This window comes from Shinella sumterensis (genome assembly GCF_004514425.2).
Classification (GTDB): Bacteria; Pseudomonadota; Alphaproteobacteria; order Rhizobiales; family Rhizobiaceae; genus Shinella; species Shinella sumterensis.
Genome location: NZ_MYFN02000001.1, coordinates 423476 through 444946 on the forward strand (window position 1 = coordinate 423476; position 21471 = coordinate 444946).

A 21471-nucleotide genomic window follows, 5' to 3' on the forward strand; every position below is an offset into this window, starting at 1 on the left:
GTCTTGGCGGCCGGTTTCAGGCTGCACTGCTTGGGCTCGACGACGCCCGGAAGGTGCTGGGCGTCTGTCCGAAAGCCTTCCGAAACTCGCGTGAAAAATGCGCCGTGTCGGCGAAGCCCGTGATGTTTGCGATCTCCATCACCGAGAGCGAGCCGCCCGATAGAAGGTAGCGCCCATAGTTCAGCCGCATGCTTCTGAAGGCCTGTCCTATCGTCTGATTGAGATTTGCACGGAACAGGCGCTCAAGCTGGCGGTGGGAAATCGCGCAGTACCGTGCAATCGCAAGGCTGTTGGGCGGCTGGTCGAGCTGCTGTTCCATGAAATGCAACGCTTTGCGCACGCGGCTGTCGGTTCCATCGGGCGGCAACTGGAAGAAGTGCGCCTGCGGTACGCTTGCCGGTCGCATCGATGTGAGCATCATGTGGCGCATGACCTGCCGCGCCCGTTCTGATCCGCAGTGCCGCACGATGAGATAAAGCGCCAGATCGATGGCCGCGGTCGATCCGGCGCAGGTGATGACATCGCCTTCATCGACAAAAATTCTGTCCATGGAGATCTGCGCCCGTGGAAACCGGCTCTTGAAGGCCTCGAGAACGTTCCAGTGGATGCAATATCTCCGGGCGTCGATCAGGCCGGCTCGGGCAAGCGCGAAACTTCCCGTGCAAACTCCGAGCAGGCCGATACCGAGATTGTGGGCCGACCGGATGAGGTGGAGCAGTTGAGGCGACGGGGTATCATCGTCGAAACTGTTGCCACCGCAGATCGCGATGTAGTCGTAACCGGTGGGATCGCGCGGGGCCGCCAGCGTTGTTACAGACAGACCGCAACTGGCGTGAACCTGGCCCCCCTTCAGCGAGTATACGCTCCAGCCGACACGGATCTGCCGGCTTTTGGCCGCGTCGTCCGCCGCCAGCCGAAGTGCGTCTATGAAGCCGGAAAAGGCCGCCAGCGTGAACTTGTCCTGCAAGACGAAGGCGATACGCAGCTCCAGGCTATTCTCCGGTGTTCTCATCAAGGCTCGTCCGTCCAGCTTTGTCGATAATGTTCAACCATGTGGCCATATTATTCAATAGAGATCGTCTTCTTACTGCTATGGTCCTCCCCGGACAATGATCCCAAGCGCAAAACGCGCCATCCCAGAGACGGAGAACGAGATGTGGAATAAAGTATTGATGAGCACGGCGGCGGCACTTGTCGGTCTGTCGCATGCAGCCCATGCCCAGACGACGCCGCAATCGATTACGGTCGCCTACTACGGTGGCAATTGGGGTGAAGCGTTCGACGCATGTGTCGCCCAGCCTTTCACGAAAGCAACCGGAATCAAGGTCGTCGCCGAGATCGGCAATTCCACGACGACGCTGTCCAAGCTGCAGCAGCAGACGGGCGAAGCGGTCATCGACGTCGCCTATATGGATGGCGGGATCAGCGAGATCGCCGAGGCCGCTGGCGTTCTGGCGCCGATCGATCTGGAAAAGCTCTCCAATGCCGCCGCCCTTCAGCCGCAGGCGATCTATAAGAACGGCGACCACGCGTTCGCTGTCAGCGCGGGCTACTATTCGCTCGGCCTCATCTACAACACGTCCGAGGTCAGCGACGTGCCCCAGAGCTGGGAAGAGCTCTGGAACGAGAGCTATGCGGGCGCCGTTGCCATCCCTTCGCCCAACAATTCGGCCGGCGTCCCGTTCGTGATTTTCCTCGCCGGGGCTTTCGGCGACAAATCCGAAACCATGGATGCCACTTTCGCCAAACTGAAGGCGCTCGACACCGGTCTGCTCTATGATACGTCGGGTGCGGCATCGAACGCGTTTCAAAGCAACGAAGTCGTCATTGGCGCCCATTTCAACGTCGGCGCATGGGACCTCATCGACGCCGGCCTTCCGATCGGCTTCACCGTTCCCAAGGAGGGCGTGTGGGCGACTGACGCTCGCATGCATATCGTCAAGGGAACGAAAAATGCCGATGCTGCCGCAGAATTTATCGACACCGCATTGACCGCCGAGGCGGCGAGCTGCCTTGCCGAAAGGCTCTATCTTGGTCCGGCTGTCACCGGCGTGACGCTTTCACCCGACGTGGAGAAAAAGCTGCCTTGGGGCGCCGGCGGATCGATCGAAAGCCTGCATCTCTTCGACTGGTCGGACGTCAACACCAAGCGTCCCGCAGTCACCGACCGTTGGAACCGCGAAATCGCGAACTGAGCCAATGACCCTGCTTGCCATCCAAGACGTCTCGAAGTCCTTCTCAAGCCACCGAGCGCTCGATCGCGTGTCGCTGGATGTCATGCAGGGCGAGTTCATTTCTCTGCTCGGTCCGTCCGGCTGCGGCAAGACGACACTTCTGCGCGTCATTGGCGGCTTCATGTCGGCCGACGGTGGGCGCGTCATCATCGATGGGCAGGATGTGTCGTCGTTGCCGCCGGAACGGCGGCCACTCAACACCGTTTTCCAGAACTATGCGCTGTTCCCGCACATGACGGTTCTGGAGAATGTCTCGTATGGACCGCGGCGTGCCGGCGCTTCTCGCAAGGAAGCGGAAGTGCGGGCGCATGAGGCGCTGGAAATGGTTGGCCTGGCCGCGATGGCACCGCGCAGCCCGCGTGCTATGTCGGGCGGTCAGCAGCAACGCGTTGCGCTCGCCCGCGCCATCGTCAACAAGCCCAAGCTCCTGCTGCTTGACGAGCCGCTGTCGGCACTGGACCTGCAACTGCGCAAACGGATGCAGATCGAACTCAAACAGCTGCAGGTCCAGCTCGGCATCACATTCATCTTCGTGACACACGATCAGGATGAGGCGATGGCCATGTCCGACCGCATCGCAGTGATGTCGGCCGGCCGTATCGAACAGATCGACGAGCCCGAGACCATATACCGTCGGCCGAAAACCCGTTTCGTCGCCGATTTTATCGGTGAGGCGAACATCGTGCCAATGCAGAAAGACGGGCGTTCGCTCGCGCGCGACGCCGCTTTCGATGGCGTGTTGCGTCCGGAGAACCTTCGTGTCTTTACGCGCGCCGAAAGCCTGCCGGACGGCTGGCTTTCGCTTCCGGCGACCGTTTCGGCGAGCACATATGTTGGCGGCACCTCCAACATCTACATGGTCTCCGGCGACCGGTCGTTGCATGCGCGCAGCTACGGCGTCCTGCCCGGCGACATCCGCGAAGGCGTCGAGATCATCGCGGGATTCGATCCGGCCGACATCCATATCCTGGAAGGGTAGGGCAGATGTTTACCTCCCGTCTCACCCTTCTCTGGTTGCTGGCGCTTCCGCTCTGCGTCTTCACCGCCTTTTTTCTCATTCCTCTCGGTGTCGTCTTCGTCGCATCGCTGACGACGCAGGACGGGCAGTTCACGCTTTCCCAATATGGGCGCGTGCTTTTGGATGGTTACCACTGGCAGGTCATTGCCGTTACCTTCCGGCTGGCAATTCTCTCCACGATCATCTGCATCGTGCTCGGTTATCCGCTGGCGTGGTACCTCGTGCGCATCGTCAAATGGCGCAGCTGGCGCAGGGCATGCGTCATCATGCTGATCCTTCCGCTTTTCACGTCCAACATCGTTCGCTCGTTCGGCTGGATGGTCCTCCTCGGACGGACGGGACTGGTCAACGACGCCTTGCTGGGAGCCGGCCTGATCGAACGTCCCATTCGCTTCCTCGGAACAGAGACCGGCATCCTCATCGGCCTGGTCTACATCCTTCTGCCGTTTACGGTGCTGACGATCGGCAACGCGCTGGCCCGTGTCGAACCATCGCTCGAGCACGCCTCGCGCGATTTGGGGGCCGGACCACTCCGCACCTTCTGCAGCATCACGTTTCCGCTGACGATGCATGGGGTCATGGCCGGGGGCATCATCGTCTTTTCGATGGCAATCAGCGCCTATGTGACGCCCGCACTTCTTTCAGGTGGCAAGGTCACCGTGCTCGCCATGCTCGCCTTTCAGCAATATTCGACTGTCTTCGATTTCAACTATGGCGGCGCGCTTTCCATCACGCTGCTTACGTTCACCATGGCCCTTATCGGCATTTCGTCCTGGATGACGCGCATCGGCGTGCACGAAAAGAAGGGAAACTGAGATGATCATTCGTCTCATAGCGCTGACCACGCTGGCCTATCTCGTGCTGCCGTTGGTGGTGGTGATCGGCGTGTCGCTCACCGAAACCAAATTCCTCGCCTTTCCGCCTCAGGGGCTGACGCTCTCCTGGTATGCGGTGATCCTGGAGAACCCGACCTACATTCGCTCTTTCCTCACCAGTGCCGGTCTTGCTGCCCTGGCGACGATGGCGGCGATGCTTGTGGCTCTGCCGGCCGCAATTGCGATGACGCGCTACACCTTTCCGGGCAAATCAGCGCTTTCCGCCGTCCTCCTGTCGCCGCTTGTCCTGCCGCATATCGTGATCGGCGCGGCCTTGCTGCAATTCGGTGCGTCGATCGGGCTGGTAAGGAACTTTCCGGCACTGCTGGTCGGGCATGTCATCATCGTGACCCCCTTCGTGTTGCGCACGCTTCTGCCGTTGTTTTCCCACGACCAGCTGTCCCAGGAAGAAGCATCGCGTGATCTTGGCGCATCAGCGTGGTCCACCTTCTTTCTGGTTACGCTTCCGCAGATCAAGGCGGGACTGGTGTCGGGTGGAATATTCGCTTTCATTACGTCGTTCATCAATGTCGAGCTATCGATCTTCAATACGACGTCGACCCTGAACACGATCCCAGTTCAACTGTTCAACTACGTGCAGTACTCGGTCGATCCCTCCATCGCGGCGGTCTCGTCGCTAACCATCTTGGCAGCAGCCATAGCAATCATATTGATCGATTGGCTGATTGGCTTGGACTTCCTGTCCGGAAGTTAAACGTATTCACCCAAACATCGTCAGGAGAAGAAAAATGCGCGTTCAGGACGTGTATAACGTGATCTATACCCACACGGAAGGCGAGCCGCTGTGCATCATCTACAGTGGGATTCCCTATCCGGCCAATTCGAGCATCCTTGAGAAGCGTACTTTTCTTGAAGAGAACTACGACTGGCTGCGCAAGGCGCTGATGCGCGAGCCGCGCGGTCATGCGGATATGTTCGGCGTCTTTCTCACACCGCCATCATCTTCCGAATTCGATGCCGGGCTGATCTATATCGACGGCAAGGAGTATTCGCATATGTGCGGGCATGGAACCATTGCGGTCGCAATGGCGATGGTCGCAAACGGCCTGGTGCGGCGCTCGCCGGACGGGCTTACCAAGATCCGCTTCGAGACGACGGCGGGCCTGGTCGTGGCCGAAGTCGCGCACGAAGGTGATCGCGTGCTCTGGACCCGTTTCGAGAACGTTCCGGCCTATGTTGCCGAGCAGGATATCGAATTCGAATTGCCGGGCTACGGCCCCCTCAAGGCCGATCTGGTCTGGGGCGGAAACTACTTCGGCATCATCGATCTTCGCAACACGACGTTGCGTATCGCGCCGGAGAACGGTTCCGAGCTTTCCCGCATGGGCCTGATCGCACGCGAAGCGATCCGCGAGAAAGTCAAGGTGCAGCACCCGACCGAAGCGCACATCAACAATCTGAACTTCGTGACCTTCTGGCACGAGCCGACGATCGAGGGTTGCCTCTACAAGAATGTCCACGTTTTCTCGGCAGGCCAGCTCGACCGTTCGCCCGGTGGGACCGGCACGTCGGCAATGATGGCGTATTTCGAAAAGCGTGGCGTGATCAGCCTCAACCAGACGATCACGTCTGAAGGCCTGCTGGGATCGGGCGTGTTCGAAGGCTGCCTGATCGGAGAGACAAAGCTCGGTGAAGTCCGCGCTGTGCGCCCCACCGTCAAGGGCACTGCCGGCATGCTGGGTACGGCCGCCTGGACCATAAACCGCGATGATCCGGTCGACGCGGGTTTTCTCGTGCTCTGATGTGAATAGGGTGCCGGCGGCAAGTCCGCCGGCATCTCGGTCATCGCGAATGGCGCGTGTGAACGGAAGCGATTGTCGGGCTCCCGTCCATACCGATACTGCCGACGGTTCGCACCACGGTTGCCCGCGTAGAGTGAAGTGGTTATTTGAGGAGGCGCGATATGGAGTGTGCCGCTCAATGCCAAATGAACCGGGATTTCTGGATGAGGACCTCGAGCGTGCGCGCGTCGCCTGGCTCTACTTCATAGGCGGGCAGACCCAGCAGGAAATCGCTCAGCGGATGAATATCACGCGGTTGAAGGTCAACAAGATCATCGGCCAGGTTCGTGATTCCGGTGCGGTTCAGGTGAGCGTTTCGCTGCCCCTGACGGATTGCATCGAACTCGCTGAGGAAGTGTCTCATCGCTATGGTCTCGCCGACGCCGTCGTGGTGCCGGACCTCGACGATTACATCGAGCAGAAACGCGTCATCGGCGAGGCGGCCGGGACGCTTGCCAGCGAGCTCATCGAAGATCGTGACATGGGGGTCGGCATCGGGTCGGGACGAACCCTGAGCTTTGCGGTCCGTGCGCTTCGGGCGCGTCCGCGATCCGAAAGCTGGGTCGTGGGGCTGACCGGCGGTGTGACGAGCGGCTCGTCGACGAACACATTCGAGGTCGCGACGGCGTTTGCACGCGCGCTCGGCATCGAATGTCATTATCTGACCGCGCCCATCTACTGCGCCAACCCGGAAAGCCGCGATGCCATTCTGTTGAACGATGAACTCACCGACGTCCTCGCGCGAACGGAGATCGCGGATGTGGGCATCGTTTCGTGCGGGGCGTTGACGCAGGATACCTCGCTCACCCAGATTCGAGTCGTGAAGGATAATCTCGATACCGTCCTGAAACGTGGCGCGGTGGGGGAGTTCATGGGCTGGTTTCTGGATGCCCAGGGCCGGCCCATCGATCACTTCCTGAACGAGTCGATCATTGCGCTCCCGCCGGAGAAGCTCAAGCTCAAGCCGATTTCCGTGCTGGTGTCGGGTGGTATCCGCAAGATCCCGATCATCCGCGCCATTCTGCGCGCCGGCTACGTCAATCGGCTCGTTACGAATGAGGGGGTCGCGCGGGCCCTTCTCCAGGGCCCGCGCTGATATCGATCAGCCACGCGCCTTTTCGAGGGCGGCGGTCATGGCGCGCAGGGTGACGTAGGTCGATGCCGCGCCAGGGTCGATATGGCCGACGGAGCGTTCGCCGAGCTTGGCGGAACGGCCCCGGCGCGATTCCAGCGCGGCGGTCGCCTTCATTCCGGCCTCGCTGCCATCTCTTGCCGCGACCAGCACGTCAAGCGACGAGCCGCCATTGGCCGCCGCCTTTGCGGCCGCCTCGACGGCCGGGACCCATGCATCGACCATCGTCTTGTCGCCGGGTTCGGCCCTTCCTCGGTCGCGAATACCCTGGCAGGCGGCAATCAGCCATTCGGCCATGCCGGCGCCGTCGAGATTGAGACGGTTGCTGACGGCTGTGCCGGCGCGCAGAAACGCGGTGGCATAGAGCGGGCCGGAGGATGCGCCGACCGCATCGAGAAAGGCCTTGGCCATTCGCTTGCAGATGGATTCGATCGTTTCGTCGTCCTGGGCATCCTTGAGCGCCATTTGGACCGCTCTCCAGCCGATCTCCATCGTCACGCCGTGGTCACCGTCGCCAATCACGCCGTCGAGTTCGGAGAGCCAGTTTTTCTCCGCGATGATCTGCTCGCCTACCGCATCCATCATCGCCTTGAAAATGGCGGGCGTCACGTCGCCCTCCGTCACGAGAACGCCGGGTTTTCCTTCAGACGGGGCCGCGCTTTCGACCAGTCTGGCGCTCTGGCGGCTGCGCGATGCGACACCGCTCGTCTTCTCGAAGGTGCCGACGACAAGAGCGGGGGTTCGGCACGGATGATCCAGCAGGGCCTGGAGCGTATCGTCGAGCTTTATCATCGTGACCGATGCGCCGGCCATTTCCAGCGATGTCGCGTACTCACCGACCCAGGATGCGTGAATTTCGACGCCAAGCGCGTCCAGGCGCTGCTTGACGCGGCGGAAGATCACATAGAGTTCGATCTGCGAGGTGGCGCCCAGCCCGTTGACCAGAACAGCGACGCGCTGACCGGCCTCGACCTGGAGTTCCCCCAAGATGGCGTCAACAAGTTCGTCCGTCACCTCGTCCGCCGTCGCGAGCTTCTGGCGGCGAATGCCGGGCTCGCCGTGAAGCCCCATGCCGATTTCCATCTCATCGTCGCCGATCGTGAAGTTCGGTTTGCCCGTCTGTGGCAGCGAGCACGGGCTGAGCGCCACACCCATCGAACGGGTTGCGTCGTTTGCTGCGTGCGCGAGCGCCTCGACGCGGGCCAGCGGCTCGCCCAGATCGGCGGCTGCGCCTGCGATCTTGAACACGAAGAAGTCGCCGGCGATGCCGCGCCGTTCGGATTTGCGTTCGATCGGCGCGGAGGCGACGTCATCGGCGACTGCCACATGACGCACCGCGATGCCGGCTTGCTCCAGCTCTTCCGCGGCCATGGTGAAGTTGAGGACATCTCCGGTATAATTGCCGTAGAGCATCACCACGCCCACACCGCCATCCACCGCACGGGCCGCTTCGACGATGTGCGACGGCGAGGGGGATGCGAAGACGTTGCCGACGGCGGCGGCATCGGCGAGGCCGCGTCCGACATAGCCCGCGAAAGCCGGTTCGTGGCCCGAACCTCCCCCCACGACGATGCCGACCTTGCCGTCGCGCGGACCATCGGCCGCAACAACGGCGCGTCCGGTTTCACCCTCCACCCGCAGCATGTCGGGATGCGCGCCGACCATGCCCTCGATCATCTCGGCGATGATGTTTTCCGGGGCGTTGATCAATTTCTTGGTTTTGACTTCCTGGTTCATTCTCTTGTCTTTCGTCAGATCGATGCAGCCGATGCGTCACGCGTCGCGACGCAGATAGCGGCGGGAAATGGCGTCGAAGGAAATGGCGAGTACGACGATCGCGCCCGAGACGATACCCTGCCAGTAGGGCGAGACGCCGAACAATACGATGATGTTCTCGATGATGGCGATAATACCTGCACCGAAGATGGCGCCGATCGGACTGCCGACGCCGCCGGTCGTGGCAACGCCGCCAATGACGGAGGCTGCGATGGGCGCGAGCACCCATGTCTCGCCGATCGATGGCTGCGCTGTGCCGAGACGGGCGACCATGAGCACGCCGGCCAGGGCGGCGATCGCGCCGGCGACGACGAACACGAGGAGGCGGACCTTGTCGACCTTGATGCCGAGCATGCGCGCGCCGGCCTGGTTGTTGCCGATCGCATACATGTAGCGGCCAAAGGGCGTCTTCAGCATCACGAAGGTGGCGACAGCGAGCGCCGCGAGCATGATGACGAAGGGGACGGGCATGCCAAGCACATCACCGCGGCCGAGATACTGGACGTCCTTCGGGATGCCGGTGATTGCCACGCCGCGCGTCAGCACCAGGTTCGCGCCCCCGAAGATGCCGGCCGTGCCGATGGTCAGTACCAGGGAATGGAGCCTGAGCATGGTTACGAGCAGGCCGTTCACGAGACCGAGCGTGGCGCCGAGCAGAACGGCCAGAAGCATCGCAGAATAGGGTTCAACACCCAGCCGCACCATGAGGATGCCGGAGATGACGCCGCACAGGCCGCCGATCACGCCGAGCGAGAGATCGAGTTCGCCGAGAACCATCAGCATCGACTGTGCGATCGTGATGAGGCCGACGAAGGCGAGGCCGCGCGCGATGACGGACAGGTTATAGGGCGTCAGGAAATAGGGGGAGATCAGCGCGGAAAGCGTGAAGATGACGGCCAGCGCGACGAAAACGCCGGCAAGCGGGCTGCGCGTCAAAAGTGCCAGGGGTTTAGTTTGCATCGGCTTTCGCCTCCGTGCCAAAGATGGCGCCTACGAGTGTTTCATTGTTCGTTTCGGCGGTATCGAACGCGCCGGTGATGCGGCCATGGTGCATCGTGATGATGCGGCTTGCGCACTTCTTGAGTTCGTCCAGTTCCGACGAGACGAGGATGACGCCCACGCCCTCTTCCGCAAGGCCCTTCATGATCCGGTAGATCTCGGTCTTCGTGCGGATGTCGATGCCCTTCGTTGGCTCGTCGAAGATCAGCACGCGGGGCCGCGTCGCCATCGCCCGGCCGATGATGGCCTTCTGCTGGTTGCCGCCCGAAAGCTGCGATATGCGCTTGCCCATGCCCGAAGTGCGGATACCGTATTCGTCGATGATCTTCTGCACGGCCTCACGCTCGCGTCCGCTGCTGATGCCGAGCGTACCTTTCGTCAGCGACAGGATGGAGATGCCGATGTTCTCGCGCAGAGAAAGCAGCGGGAAGATTCCGTGATGCTTGCGCTCTTCCGAGAGATAGAGCATGCCGCCATCAACGGAGGCGGCCGTGTCGTTCAGTGCCCACGGCTTGCCTTCGACGGTGACCGTGCCCGCCTTGGCTTTGAGGAAGCCGAATATCGTCTGCATGACCTCCGAGCGGCCGGCGCCCACGAGCCCGGCAAACCCCAGGATTTCGCCGCGGCGCAGTTCGAAGTCGATATCCTGGAAGCGCGGCCCGGCAAGTCCGCGCACGGTCATGATCGTGTCGCTAACCGGCACCTGCGGACGGAAGTGCTCCTCGAACGCGATGTCGCGGCCGGACATGGCGCGGATCAGGTCGGCTTCGGAAATGTCGGCAATCTTTCCGCTTTCGATCTTCTCGCCGTTGCGCAGGACCGTGTAGTCGTCACCGATCGAGAAGACCTCGTCCATCTTGTGGCTGATGAAGACGATGGCGTGATCGCGGTCGAGCAGGCCACGGATCACCCGGAAGACCCTGTCGACCTCGACGCGCGTCAGGGATGACGTGGGTTCGTCGAGGATCAGCACTTTCATGTCTGCGTTTGTGCAGGCGCGGGCAATCTGAAGAAGCTGCTGGTCCGAAACGGAGATGTTGGCCACGAGCTCGCGCGGATCGGCCTCGATGCCGAAGCGTTCGAGATAGCCGCGTGCTTCCTCGACCAGGGCGCCGCGGTTGACCAGGAGCCCGCCGTGGCCCGTCCGGCTGAACGGCATGAACAGGTTCTCGGCAACGCTCATCTGCGCAAACAGATTGAGCTCCTGGGGAACGTAGGCGACATTCTTGTAAAGCGAGGGATCCTCGACGGGGTTGCGGCCGTCGATGAGGATATCGCCGCGGGAGGCCCGGTCGGTACCGGTCAGGATCTTCACGAGGGTGGATTTGCCCGCACCGTTCTCGCCCGCGAGAATATGCGTGCGGCCGAGTTCGATCGAAAGATCGACCCCGTTCAACGCGGTCACACCGGGAAAATCCCGGCCGAGGCCGCGGGTTTCAAGATAAGCCATGGGGCACCTCAGCGCCTGTAAGAAATGGAGGAGGCGCGGGAATCCCGCGCCTCAGGCATCCGATCCTCCCGGATCAGCCGCCCACATTTTCTTTGGTCAGGAAGGCGTTGCCAGTGTCGAGATAGCCGGGCACCTTGGCGCCGGTCGCCTGCGCCCAAAGCAGCATGACGGACCAATAGCCCTGCAGCTCCGGCTGCGAAGCAGACGAGCTGTCGGCGACGCCGTCACGGATCATGTCGAGCATTTCCGGCAGATTGTCGAGACCGACGAGCGTGACCTTGCCCTGCTTGCCGGCTTCGACGATCGCCTGGCCGATGCCGATCGGGCCCGCGGCGTCCGAAGCAACCCAGCCCTTGAGGTTCGGATTTGCCTGCATGATGGCGGCAGCCTGCTGCTGGGCCGTCTCGATGCTGTCATTGTCGATGCCTTCGGCGACGACCTTGATGCCAGGATGTTCGGCGAAGACCTGGCGGTGGCATTCGGCACGGATCGAGTGGTTCGGCGCCGTGGGAACACCCTGCATGATGGCGACTTCGCCTTCGCCGCCGAGAACCTCGACGAGGCGGCGGGCCGCGATCTTCGCCTGCTCGCAGAAATCCGAACCGATGTAAGGGATGGCCATGCCTTCCGGCGGAACGGAATCGAAGATGACCAGCGGAATCTTCTGGTTCTGCGCTTCTTCGAGCGAGGCGCGGTTGCCCGAGGGGTCGAGCAGGTCGAGCGCCAGGCCATCAGGCTGGGTCGCAAGCGCGCTGTCGATGATCTGGTTCTGCTGAACCACGTCGGCGGCCTGCGGTGCGGAATAGATGACTTCGACGTCGGAGCCGGTCTGGGCCTTGATGGCCGCAGCGGCAGCCTGGGCGCCTTCGTTTACCTTGTCGAACCAGGGATGCACGACTTTCGGCACGACGACGAAGCGATAGGCATCCTTCTTGGTTGTGCCTTCCGCGTCCTGTGCCGTCGCGGTGAAGGGCAGGGCAAGCGCGGTCGCGCAAGCCAACAGTATGGCGATTTTCTTCATGATGATCTCCCTTGGATCAGGCGAAGTCTCCTCCCGCCTGAATGGTGCATGGCGGCCTCGAATCCCGTAACCCTCAGCCTCCGCGTTATCAGATACACATGTAAGTTTGAAAATACAAGAGTAAACTGCGCGCGGTGTCTGCCCCGAGGAGCAGTGGAAACCCTGAGGCCTAATGTGGTCGGCGGGATGGTGTGAACCACACGTCAGCCCAACGCGCGCACTCGCCTGAAGGCTCCGCTACGCGGTTGAGCGATCGGTGTTCTCGGGAAACAGGCTGGCGATCCACGCTATGAGCGCAATCGCACTGAATGTAGCGCCCAGCATGACAACGCCTTGCCAACCGAACTGTGCATAGGCTGAGGTGGCGCCAATCGCTCCGAGAGCGCTGCCGGCCGAGTAAAACACCATATACGCTCCAATCAGGCGTCCGCTCTTTTCCGGACTAAAAGCGACGATGACGCTGAGATTGCTGACGTGGACGGCTTGGACCGCCAGGTCCAGCAGGAAAACGCCGATAACGAGCCCGGTCATTGAGAGCGGAAGCAGGGCGATCAATCCCCATGACGCGACCAGGACCACCAAGGAAATGCCGGTGGTCCATCGACCATAGCCCCTATCCGCAAGTGTTCCGGCCCATGTTGCGCCTATCGCTCCTGCCAGCCCGATCAGCCCGAACAAGCCTATGTGGGTGTGAGAGTAGGAAAACGGCGGTGCGCTGAGCGGGAGAACGAGTGCGGTCCAGAAAGTGGCGAAGGACGCGAAGATGAGAAGCGCGATTGCGCCTCTCGATAGAAGCATGCGTTCCCGCAGAAACAGGCCCGGCGTCGAGATGAGTGCGCGAATATATGTCTCCGAACCGCGTTCTTGGGATCGCCGCGGCAGAACCGACATGAGAATGCCGACCATCACAAGTGTCACAAATGCGGATGCAAGATATACAGCGCGCCACCCGCCGATATCGGCAACGATGCCTGCGACGGATCGGGCGGCGAGGATGCCCGTCACCACGCCGCTGGTAACCGTGCCGACCACCTTGCCCCGTTGAGTTGGCGTGGCCAGAGCTGCGGCTTGGGCGACCAGGACCTGCACGAGAACGGCCAATAAGCCGACAGCAGTCATTCCAAGCAAGAGCACCGTTCTTGCTCCCGCCGCTGCGACGATCAAAAGGGCAATCGCCAACAGCAACCCTTGCGCAATGATAAGCTTGCGGCGATCGACAAGATCACTCAACGGCACGATAAAGATCAGCCCTAAGCCGTATCCGATCTGGGTGACCATCACGATCATGCCTATGGTGGCCGCCGAAATCCCGAGGTCATGAGCCATCAAGTCGAGCAGTGGCTGCGCGTAATAGATGTTTGCAACGCTCGAACCTGCGGCGGCCGCGAGAACCAATGTCGTGACCCTCGACAATCCCTTTACCGGCACGTCGTGCGCGATCTTCCCAACCATTCCGTATACCTCGCAGTGCTGTTTCAGTCTCACCGAGAGACCACTTGGCCTGGTGCAAATCTAGTTCTAAGATAGAACTGGTTTGCGTAGTGGAGGTTTGGAAGGATGGTAAAACGCGTCAGCCTGTGGAACTCGGGATGTCCCGTGGCGCGTTCGCTTGACGCGATCGGAGACTGGTGGTCGCTCCTGATCATCCGTGATGCGTTCGATGGCAAGCGCCGCTTTGGCGAGTTCCAGACCGGGCTTGGTATCAGCAGGGGCGTATTGGCCACTCGATTGCGCGACCTCGTGATACGCGGAATTTTCGAGACTGCGCCCGCCTCCGATGGAACCGCCTACCGCGAATATGTCCTGACGGAAAAAGGCAGAGGCCTGTTCCCCGTCATCGTCGCGCTACGTCAGTGGGGTGAGGATTTCCTGTTTGCGGCTGGTGAGGCGCATTCCTCATTGGTGGATCGGGAAAACGGTGCGCCAATCGCAAGACTTGTCGTCCAGTCCGCCGACGGCCGGCCCGTCAACTGGCAAGACACAGTGGTCACGGGCTAAGTCCAATTAATAATCCAGGCAAATTAGTCATTCCACTCTTCGTCATTGTTGCCGCCATCGCCGCATGCATAATTTGACCAGGTTAGATGGCCGGTCGGTCGCGACGTCCGGCAACACAGCCTGAGCGGCTGCAAATTCATTGCCGGCGGGCTCACCTGTGGCGGTGCGCGTCTGCGCCTGTTGCCGCCTTCCGATCCGCCGAATTCCGCGCCCGGAATGTCGTACGACGTAGTTCTCAAAGCCATTTGTCCATGGACAAAAGGCAAAGTCACTGTGGGGAAAGGTTCACTGTGGGTATTCTCGAAAAAATGCGACTGGACGGCAAGGTCGCGTTCGTCACCGGTGGGGCCAGGGGCATCGGAAAATCCATTGCGACGGCCTTGTCGGAAGCGGGCGCGCAGGTCGCCATTGTCGACCTCGATCTGGACGAGGCGCAAAGAACATGCGCCGAGATATCGTCGGCGACCTCGAACAGGCTGATCGCGATCAGGACGGATATTACCAGCCCGCAGCAGGTGAACGAAATGATCGATCGCATCCTGTCGGAGCTCGGCAGGCTCGATATCGCATTCTGCAATGCCGGCATCTCCAACGAAGTCGCCGTCGAGGACGACACGTACGATGACTGGAAGAAGATCATCGAGGTCAACCTCAACGGCACGTTCCTGACCGCGCAAGCCGCCGGTCGTGTCATGCTGAAGCAGGGCAAGGGGTCGATCATCTGCACGGCGTCGATGTCCGCGCACATCGTCAATGTTCCGCAGCGGGAGGCGTCCTACGCGGCGTCCAAGGCGGGGGTCATTCAGATGTGCAAGGCAATGGCCGTGGAATGGGCAACGCGAAACGTCCGCGTCAACACGATCAGCCCGGGCTATATGGCGACGGAAATGACCCTCAACTCGCCGGCGCTCGTTCCGCTCATCGATCAATGGAACGAACTTTCGCCCATCAAGCGCATGGGCAATCCGGAGGAACTGCAATCGATCGCGGTTTATCTGGCGGGAGACACCAGCTCCTTCACAACAGGTTCCGACTTCATCGTGGATGGCGCCTACACCTGCTTTTGAGCGCGCTGCATCGGAAGCGATATCCCGAAGGAAATGAAATGATTTTATCGTGCACCAATATCATGGTTCCGGGAAAGACGCTGACCGAGAAGGCGCATCTCCTGCGGCGCTGGGGCTATAGCGGCGTGACCGTCTTCGCGGACCGCGCAGGCTGGAATGACGAGAAACTCGAGGAACTGCTGACACTCGAAAACAACACGGGTGTCGTTCCCTGCGAGTTCCTCTTCATGTCGCCCGCAGCCGGAAAGCTGATGAGCGAGAATGCCGATGAGCGGGCCGCGACGAAGGCGCTCTACATCGAAGCGGCGGAAGTCTGCGCCAGGATCGGCGCGATTACCGAAATCGAATATCTCCTGGGCCCCCAGGACCCTCTGCCCCTGTTCGACGTCTACAAGCAGATGACGCCGGAGCAGGAAGAGGGCTTCCTTGCCGCATACAGGGAGATTGCGCAAACCGTTGCCGGTACCGAAGCGGCCGTTCTGCTGGAAGGCATCAACCGCTACGAAAGCCCTTATATGAACAGTATCGTCGATTGCGCCCGCGTTGCCGCGAAGCTCGACATGAAAGAGGTCGGCGTCCTGCCTGACTTCTTCCACATGTCGATCGAGGAGGCCGATATCGCGGACGCCATTGCTGCGGTCGCCGGCTCGATCCGGCATGTCCATCTGGGCGACAACAACCGGTGCACGCCGGGCAGGGGCAGTATTGATTGGGAGCGTGGCCTGAAGGCCCTCAAGGCGACGGGTTACGACAAGTTCATCAGCCTCGAATGCAGCACGATAGGGCAGCCTGATGTGACCTTGCCGGAAGCTGCCGACTACCTGAACAGCATTCTCGCCAGGATCTGACGGTCATGTTCAGGCCGTTCAAGCTGAAAGCGCCGTATTTCGAGATCGGCCCCAAGGTCTACATGTATGGCGATGAGGCGCTTGATCTGGCGATCCACGCGGATGCGCTGTGCCGAAAGTTCGACGTCGATATTATTTTTACGGCGCAGTACACCGACATTTCGAGGATCGCGCACGCCACCACGCATTTGAAGGTCTTTGCCCAGCACATGGATGCCAATCCGGTTGGCCGTGGCGTCGGCGCGGTCTTGCCGGAAGCCCTCAAGCAGGCAGGCGCTGTCGGCGTTCTCTTGAACCACGCGGAAAAACCGCTGGGCCTGTCGGTTCTCAACGAGACAATCCGTCGCGCGGACGATGTCGGCCTTGCCACGCTCGTTTGCGCCGCCACCGTCGAGGAGAGCGCGGCCGTGGCGATGCTGCGGCCCAACATGGTGCTGGCGGAATCTCCGGCCCTTATCGGCGGCGGCAAGCGCAGCGAGGACGATGCGCTGGAAGTCGCAAGGATAAATGCCGCCGTGCAGGCTGTCGGGAACGACATTCTCGTTCTGCACGGGGCCGGCATCAGCGACGAACATGACGTCTACCAGATCATTCGTTCCGGTGCCGACGGCACGGGCTCGACGAGCGCCATCATGCGCGCCGCGGATCCCAAGGGCATGCTTTCGCGCATGATCGAAGCGATGAGCCAAGCGTATCGCGAGAGAACCACAGATTAAAGGAGTTGGACGCATGCCCGTGTTTCATAAAACGATCCCGGTCAATTCGCCCCATGGCATCTATTTCGAGGACGTCACCGACAAGGTCGCGTCGATCGTCGCAGAGGCTGGTATCAAGGATGGCATCGTCGTCGTGTTCAGCCAGCACACCAGCTGCAGCGTGCTGATCCAAGAAGATTCGGAGGCGGAGACATATGCGAAGATCCCGCTCATCCTGCAGGACACGATCAATTGCCTGGAGAAGATCATCCCTGATTGCAAATATGAAGGGCAGTATCTTCACCCTGGCGCCTATCACACCAAACAGGCCTTCGAACTTCGCGGCGAGCTCAATGCCTGGTGCCTGAACACTGACGGTCATATTCGGTCTTCCCTGCTTGGCCGCTCGGAAAACATCCCCCTGCTGGACGGGAAAATGACCCTGGGTGAGTTCGGCCGGATCTACTTCGCCGATCTGGATCAGACCCGACCGAGGGAGCGCACTGTCCGGGTGCAGATCGTCGGCGAATAGCCGAGCCGCAGCCTGCTTTCGCGACGGCGTCGGCAATGCGAGCAGGCTGACAACGACGATACGGTGGAAGAAGGAGTTGTGCCGCCGATGGGGATCATTACCCTCGATCTGGGAACAACCAACACAAAGGTCGCCTGTTATACGCGCGACCTGAGGCCTATTGCCATGGAAAGCAAGGCGGTGGCCTATATCCATGTGAACGGCTTTGTCGAATTCGATGCAAAGCAATATTTCAGCGAAATCGTCGGCCTGATCCGCTCCTGTGTCCAAAAATCAGCTGCTGTTCAGGACTGGCATCCGGATCAACTGGTTATTACAGGGCAGGCGGAATCGCTGGTTGTCACCGATGCGCAAGGAGAGCCGCTGCGCAACGGCATTTCATGGTTGGATATGCGCTCTCGAAGCGAATGCGACGAACTGTCGGCGCTGTTCGACAAGGATACCTGTTACCGGATCACAGGACAGCCAGAGATCATCCCCACCTGGCCTCTGACCAAGATCCTGTGGCTCAAGCACCACGAGCCGGAATGCTTCCAGAACGCTGCAAAATTTCTTCTGCTGAAAGACTATATCATCTTCCTCCTGACCGGACGATTCATCGGCGAGCACTCGATCTATCCGTTCTCCCATTACTTTGACATCGTCGGCAAAACCTATTGGGAAGCACCGCTGGAATACTGCGGAGTCGACGTCTCCCGGTTGCCTGTGCTCATGGAACCTTGCTCCGTGGTCGGAGAAATCCTGCCCGACATCCGCGCAATGACCGGCCTGCCACCGGCCTGTCTCGTTAACGCCGGAACGCTGGATCACTTCGCCGCCATGATCGGTACAGGCAATACCGTGCAAGGTATCGTAAGCGAATCGGCGGGAACTGTGTCCTCGATCGCGACCCTCGTCGAAAACCCGTTTTCGGCAGCCACGACCGTGCCGGTCTACTGCGGACCTTTCAAAGACAGCTACATCTATCTTCCGGTCTGCGAATCCGGTGGCATCAGCCTGGAATGGTTCAAGAACGCATGTCTGCCGGAGACCTCCTTCGCGGACCTGGATGCGCGATGCAGCCGAAAGGCGATCGATCCCCGCCTGACGTTTCTGCCCTATCTGACGGGTGTGAATCCACCCGAGTTCGATCCTAATGCAACCGGCGTGTTCTTCGGCGCGACCATTGCCCACGACGCCTATGACTTTGCCCTGGCCATCATGTGTGGCGTCGCCTGCCTTCTGCGGAAGAACATCGAGAACCTTCAGTCGTCGGGCATCGCCTTCGAGAAAATCATCTCGACAGGCGGCGGCGCCAAATCGGCCCTGTGGTCGCAGATCAAGGCCGACATCTGTGGTCTGCCGGTCGCAGTCCCGGCCGAGGAAGAGGCTCCCAGTCTCGGTGCGGCCATCATCGGCGCAGTGTCTTCCGGGTACTATGCGACCTATGAGGCGGCGGCCGAGGACTGTGTCCGGATGAAGACGATTTACTATCCGGATCTGACAAATTCCCAAGTCGAGCGGCAATATCGCTTGTTTTGCCGATTGTACGATTCACTCGGGCCGGTCTTCTCCGAATTCCCGTCAAATGGATGACGAAATCCGCCTGACGACGTCGATGAAGTCAGCCATGAGTGCCGTGGGAGAACCGCGGTGGCCAATTCCGATAATGCATTCGCGCATGTCGGTGATGTCGCGGAAGACGACACCCGGCCGGGCATAGTAACGCGCCGTGCTGTCTGCCGTGATGCTGATGGCCCGGCCCATTGCCACGGCCTGCAGTTCCGACTCCACGGTTGCCACCTCGAGCACGACTTGCGCGGGATGTTGTGCATCTCGGTATTCTCCGGCCAGCCAGTAGTCGCGCCATTGTCCCGGCGTCGGCGCCCCGATCAACGGCTCGTCCAGAATGTCCGCGAGAACAACGGTTTCCTTTGCCGCCAGCGGGTGTCCTGTCGGCAGGCACACGACACACTTCTCGCGTGTTATTTCGACGATGTTGATGTCTTCGTCTCCAATCGGAGGGCGGATGATGCCGCAGTCGACCTCTCCCGAAATCAGGCCGGCGGTCGGATCCGAAAAGTCGTATTCCTTCAGCTTGAGGATTGCATCGGGCCGCACCCGCTCGAATTCCTTGACGATCGCCGGTATGAACTCCACCGCCGTCCCGATCATGAAGCCGACGCGCAGCTCGCTCTTGAGAGCCAGTTGGACCCGCCGTGCCTCCTCCTGGAACAGATCCATGGACCGGCTGACGGCCAGCGCTTTTGCCAGCATCTGTTCGCCGAAAGGGGTGAGGCTGACCGCGCGTGTGGTGCGCGTGAACAATGGGAAACCGGCGTTCGTCTCGAGTTGAATGATGGTCTGGGAAAGGGCCGGCTGCGACACGTTGAGACGCTCCGCCGCCCGGCAGAAGCTCTTCTCCTGCGCAACGACGATGAACGACTTTATATGCCGCAATTGAATATTCATAAGCAGGGACGATAAATTTGCGAACCCTTCCTTGTCAATTGTCGTCGTCCCGAACCGGCCATAAAAGCAGGTCGAGGTGGCATCGTGACGTTGGCGAAAAGAGTCGACGAATTAATAATTTCGGTGAATTAATCAATTCGTCAATCGTCCTTGTTGCCAGCGGCTTTCTGGTTCTTAATTGCGTCGAGGATTGGCCTGGGGCGTGCGGGGAAAATGACGGTCTGTCAGGATATTGGAGGCTTTGTCTTGGCGCCCGCCATATGTCGCCAGTGCAACAGATTTCCGTGCCTATGACGTCATCGAGCCATCGGCGCAGGTCAACGTTGCGGCGCCGCCATCCAAGTGGCAACGGCGCATCATTCTTAAAATGCAGGCAACATGTCGAACCAGAACAACGAAGGGGAATTCCTACATGTTTGACACCAAGCTTACGCGCAGAAGCGTTCTTGTCGCCGGCGCCACAACAGCGCTCGCTATGCCTTTTGTGCGCCCGTCCTGGGCGGCCCCGGATACGGTTCGTGCGCTGATGTGGGAAGCCTATCTGCTTCCCGACCAGATCACGGCCTTCGAGGAGGCAAACAAGGTCAAGTTCGTCCCTTCCTTCTTCGACGGCAATTCCGAAGCCTACAACAAGCTTCGCGTTGGCGGTTCAAAGGAATTCGACCTCGTGCAGGCCGACGGATTTTGGCCGCAACTGTATTTCCGTGAGGGGCTGTTGCGGGCGGTGGACTATTCCAAGGTCCCGAACGCCTCCGGTTATCTGCCGGAATTTGAAGCCGAAGCGTTCAAGGTCCTTTCCGATCCCAAATCCGGCAAGAAGATCGGCTTCCCGTTCTGCTGGGGCGCGTACGGTATTACCTATGATGCCGGCAAGGTTCAGCCGGAACGAACCGAGACGCTCGAATGCATGTTCAGTTCCGACTACTCGGGCATGCTGTCGACCAGCGCGCGCTTCGAGGAGAACATCGCGCTTGCGGCACTCCTGGTTACGGATCGCCTCGGCAGCCGGGACAAGCCGCGTCCGGACGGAAAGCCGTTCAATCCGTATGTCCTGTCCGATGAAGAGCTTGCGGAGGTTGAGAAGCTTCTGATCCAGCAGAAGAGCCTGCTTCTCACCCGCTACCAGGACAATCCGACACTGTTCCAGCTTCTGCAAAGCGGTGCAGTCGTCGCCGCGACCGAGTTCGCACAGGTCTTCCGGCAGTTGCTGACGGCCGAAGCGCAAGGCGCCGCGCCAGTCGATTTCCGGCATGCGCTGAAGATGAAGGAAGGCGGTCTCGGCTGGGTTGATACCTGGCTGGTCACCTCGGGCGTTCAGGACGGCGCGAAGTTCGATCTCTGCAACAGCTTCATCGATCTTATGATCTCGCCTGCGGTCATGAAGAAGATCGGCGAGGTGGCGGGATGCTCGACGACAGTCGATCTGCGTTCGATCTCGAATGAAACCGAGCGAAAACTGTTCCTGATGGATCGCTCGAACGAGATCGCCGACCTCTTCATGTTTGATCAGCCTTCCTCGCCCGAGAAGTGGGAACGCGTCTGGTCGAACGTTCAGGCGGCCTGAGCGATAGGT

The 21471-nt window shown here is 60.4% G+C and carries 20 protein-coding genes; 13 read left to right on the forward strand and 7 right to left on the reverse strand.

The features are described 5' to 3' along the window. Window positions 1–16 precede the first annotated feature (16 nt). The gene (locus tag B5M41_RS02060) at window positions 17–1012 is read right to left on the reverse strand and encodes a GlxA family transcriptional regulator (protein WP_134646506.1); all 996 of its coding nucleotides are present in this window, start codon (window positions 1010–1012) and stop codon (window positions 17–19) included. Between the two features lie 142 nt (window positions 1013–1154). Between B5M41_RS02060 and B5M41_RS02065 the strand changes: the two genes are divergently transcribed. From B5M41_RS02065 to B5M41_RS02090, 6 genes are all read left to right on the forward strand, one after another. Further along, complete coding sequence (locus B5M41_RS02065) at window positions 1155–2195, forward strand: ABC transporter substrate-binding protein (protein WP_134646508.1); 1041 nt, start codon at window positions 1155–1157, stop codon at window positions 2193–2195. Between the two features lie 4 nt (window positions 2196–2199). Further along, window positions 2200–3213 (forward strand): ABC transporter ATP-binding protein, encoded by a 1014-nt coding sequence (locus B5M41_RS02070; RefSeq protein WP_134646510.1) that lies wholly within the window; start codon window positions 2200–2202, stop codon window positions 3211–3213. A gap of 5 nt (window positions 3214–3218) precedes the next feature. After that, window positions 3219–4067, forward strand: coding sequence for an ABC transporter permease (locus B5M41_RS02075; protein WP_134646512.1), 849 nt, complete (start codon window positions 3219–3221; stop codon window positions 4065–4067). Between the two features lies 1 nt (window position 4068). Beyond that, window positions 4069–4842 (forward strand): ABC transporter permease, encoded by a 774-nt coding sequence (locus B5M41_RS02080; protein WP_134646514.1) that lies wholly within the window; start codon window positions 4069–4071, stop codon window positions 4840–4842. A 34-nt stretch (window positions 4843–4876) separates the two neighbouring features. Next, window positions 4877–5890: a proline racemase family protein gene (locus tag B5M41_RS02085; RefSeq protein ID WP_134646516.1), complete on the forward strand. Its 1014-nt coding sequence runs from the start codon at window positions 4877–4879 to the stop codon at window positions 5888–5890. A gap of 178 nt (window positions 5891–6068) precedes the next feature. Then, the gene (locus B5M41_RS02090) at window positions 6069–7025 is read left to right on the forward strand and encodes a sugar-binding transcriptional regulator (protein WP_134646518.1); all 957 of its coding nucleotides are present in this window, start codon (window positions 6069–6071) and stop codon (window positions 7023–7025) included. A gap of 6 nt (window positions 7026–7031) precedes the next feature. Here B5M41_RS02090 and dhaL read toward each other — a convergent pair whose 3' ends face one another. From dhaL to B5M41_RS02115, 5 genes are all read right to left on the reverse strand, one after another. Next, the gene (dhaL, locus tag B5M41_RS02095) at window positions 7032–8798 is read right to left on the reverse strand and encodes a dihydroxyacetone kinase subunit DhaL (RefSeq protein WP_134646520.1); all 1767 of its coding nucleotides are present in this window, start codon (window positions 8796–8798) and stop codon (window positions 7032–7034) included. 36 nt (window positions 8799–8834) lie between these two features. Continuing rightward, window positions 8835–9797: an ABC transporter permease gene (locus tag B5M41_RS02100; RefSeq protein WP_134646522.1), complete on the reverse strand. Its 963-nt coding sequence runs from the start codon at window positions 9795–9797 to the stop codon at window positions 8835–8837. Next, window positions 9787–11286, reverse strand: coding sequence for a sugar ABC transporter ATP-binding protein (locus B5M41_RS02105; protein WP_134646524.1), 1500 nt, complete (start codon window positions 11284–11286; stop codon window positions 9787–9789). The genes B5M41_RS02100 and B5M41_RS02105 overlap by 11 nt, the downstream gene beginning before the upstream one ends. A gap of 73 nt (window positions 11287–11359) precedes the next feature. After that, complete coding sequence (locus tag B5M41_RS02110) at window positions 11360–12307, reverse strand: substrate-binding domain-containing protein (protein ID WP_134646526.1); 948 nt, start codon at window positions 12305–12307, stop codon at window positions 11360–11362. 237 nt (window positions 12308–12544) lie between these two features. Beyond that, window positions 12545–13759, reverse strand: a complete 1215-nt coding sequence (locus B5M41_RS02115; protein WP_134646528.1) for an MFS transporter — start codon at window positions 13757–13759, stop codon at window positions 12545–12547. Window positions 13760–13864: 105 nt separating this feature from the next. Here B5M41_RS02115 and B5M41_RS02120 point away from each other — a divergent pair, with 105 nt between their 5' ends. The 6 genes from B5M41_RS02120 to B5M41_RS02145 all read left to right on the forward strand — a co-directional run bounded on the left by B5M41_RS02120 (window position 13865) and on the right by B5M41_RS02145 (window position 19022). Beyond that, window positions 13865–14305, forward strand: coding sequence for a winged helix-turn-helix transcriptional regulator (locus B5M41_RS02120; protein WP_134646530.1), 441 nt, complete (start codon window positions 13865–13867; stop codon window positions 14303–14305). Between the two features lie 290 nt (window positions 14306–14595). Next, window positions 14596–15372: an SDR family oxidoreductase gene (locus tag B5M41_RS02125; protein WP_134646532.1), complete on the forward strand. Its 777-nt coding sequence runs from the start codon at window positions 14596–14598 to the stop codon at window positions 15370–15372. Between the two features lie 38 nt (window positions 15373–15410). After that, window positions 15411–16220, forward strand: a complete 810-nt coding sequence (locus B5M41_RS02130; protein WP_134646534.1) for a sugar phosphate isomerase/epimerase family protein — start codon at window positions 15411–15413, stop codon at window positions 16218–16220. A 5-nt stretch (window positions 16221–16225) separates the two neighbouring features. Then, a complete protein-coding gene (locus B5M41_RS02135) occupies window positions 16226–16936 on the forward strand; it encodes a triose-phosphate isomerase (protein ID WP_134646536.1) in 711 nt (236 codons plus the stop codon). A gap of 13 nt (window positions 16937–16949) precedes the next feature. Next, entirely contained in the window at window positions 16950–17447 is a 498-nt protein-coding gene (locus B5M41_RS02140; RefSeq protein WP_134646538.1) for a secondary thiamine-phosphate synthase enzyme YjbQ, read from the forward strand. Window positions 17448–17534: 87 nt separating this feature from the next. After that, a complete protein-coding gene (locus B5M41_RS02145; RefSeq protein WP_134646540.1) occupies window positions 17535–19022 on the forward strand; it encodes an FGGY-family carbohydrate kinase in 1488 nt (495 codons plus the stop codon). Here B5M41_RS02145 and B5M41_RS02150 read toward each other — a convergent pair. Beyond that, window positions 19011–19898 (reverse strand): LysR family transcriptional regulator, encoded by an 888-nt coding sequence (locus B5M41_RS02150; protein ID WP_134646542.1) that lies wholly within the window; start codon window positions 19896–19898, stop codon window positions 19011–19013. The two genes, B5M41_RS02145 and B5M41_RS02150, sit on opposite strands and share 12 nt — an antisense overlap. Window positions 19899–20310: 412 nt before the next feature. Here B5M41_RS02150 and B5M41_RS02155 point away from each other — a divergent pair, with 412 nt between their 5' ends. Further along, window positions 20311–21462 carry an ABC transporter substrate-binding protein gene (locus B5M41_RS02155; RefSeq protein WP_230639953.1) on the forward strand — a complete coding sequence of 384 codons (1152 nt, stop codon included), beginning with the start codon at window positions 20311–20313 and terminating at the stop codon, window positions 21460–21462. Window positions 21463–21471 lie beyond the last annotated feature (9 nt).

Coding starts and splice junctions, on each gene's coding strand:
- B5M41_RS02060 (WP_134646506.1), bottom strand. CDS start 1,012: ATGAGAACACCGGAGAATAGCCTGGAGCTGCGTATCGCCTTCGTCTTG.
- B5M41_RS02065 (WP_134646508.1), top strand. CDS start 1,155: ATGTGGAATAAAGTATTGATGAGCACGGCGGCGGCACTTGTCGGTCTG.
- B5M41_RS02070 (WP_134646510.1), top strand. CDS start 2,200: ATGACCCTGCTTGCCATCCAAGACGTCTCGAAGTCCTTCTCAAGCCAC.
- B5M41_RS02075 (WP_134646512.1), top strand. CDS start 3,219: ATGTTTACCTCCCGTCTCACCCTTCTCTGGTTGCTGGCGCTTCCGCTC.
- B5M41_RS02080 (WP_134646514.1), top strand. CDS start 4,069: ATGATCATTCGTCTCATAGCGCTGACCACGCTGGCCTATCTCGTGCTG.
- B5M41_RS02085 (WP_134646516.1), top strand. CDS start 4,877: ATGCGCGTTCAGGACGTGTATAACGTGATCTATACCCACACGGAAGGC.
- B5M41_RS02090 (WP_134646518.1), top strand. CDS start 6,069: ATGCCAAATGAACCGGGATTTCTGGATGAGGACCTCGAGCGTGCGCGC.
- dhaL (WP_134646520.1), bottom strand. CDS start 8,798: ATGAACCAGGAAGTCAAAACCAAGAAATTGATCAACGCCCCGGAAAAC.
- B5M41_RS02100 (WP_134646522.1), bottom strand. CDS start 9,797: ATGCAAACTAAACCCCTGGCACTTTTGACGCGCAGCCCGCTTGCCGGC.
- B5M41_RS02105 (WP_134646524.1), bottom strand. CDS start 11,286: ATGGCTTATCTTGAAACCCGCGGCCTCGGCCGGGATTTTCCCGGTGTG.
- B5M41_RS02110 (WP_134646526.1), bottom strand. CDS start 12,307: ATGAAGAAAATCGCCATACTGTTGGCTTGCGCGACCGCGCTTGCCCTG.
- B5M41_RS02115 (WP_134646528.1), bottom strand. CDS start 13,759: ATGGTTGGGAAGATCGCGCACGACGTGCCGGTAAAGGGATTGTCGAGG.
- B5M41_RS02120 (WP_134646530.1), top strand. CDS start 13,865: ATGGTAAAACGCGTCAGCCTGTGGAACTCGGGATGTCCCGTGGCGCGT.
- B5M41_RS02130 (WP_134646534.1), top strand. CDS start 15,411: ATGATTTTATCGTGCACCAATATCATGGTTCCGGGAAAGACGCTGACC.
- B5M41_RS02135 (WP_134646536.1), top strand. CDS start 16,226: ATGTTCAGGCCGTTCAAGCTGAAAGCGCCGTATTTCGAGATCGGCCCC.
- B5M41_RS02140 (WP_134646538.1), top strand. CDS start 16,950: ATGCCCGTGTTTCATAAAACGATCCCGGTCAATTCGCCCCATGGCATC.
- B5M41_RS02145 (WP_134646540.1), top strand. CDS start 17,535: ATGGGGATCATTACCCTCGATCTGGGAACAACCAACACAAAGGTCGCC.
- B5M41_RS02150 (WP_134646542.1), bottom strand. CDS start 19,898: ATGAATATTCAATTGCGGCATATAAAGTCGTTCATCGTCGTTGCGCAG.
- B5M41_RS02155 (WP_230639953.1), top strand. CDS start 20,311: ATGTTTGACACCAAGCTTACGCGCAGAAGCGTTCTTGTCGCCGGCGCC.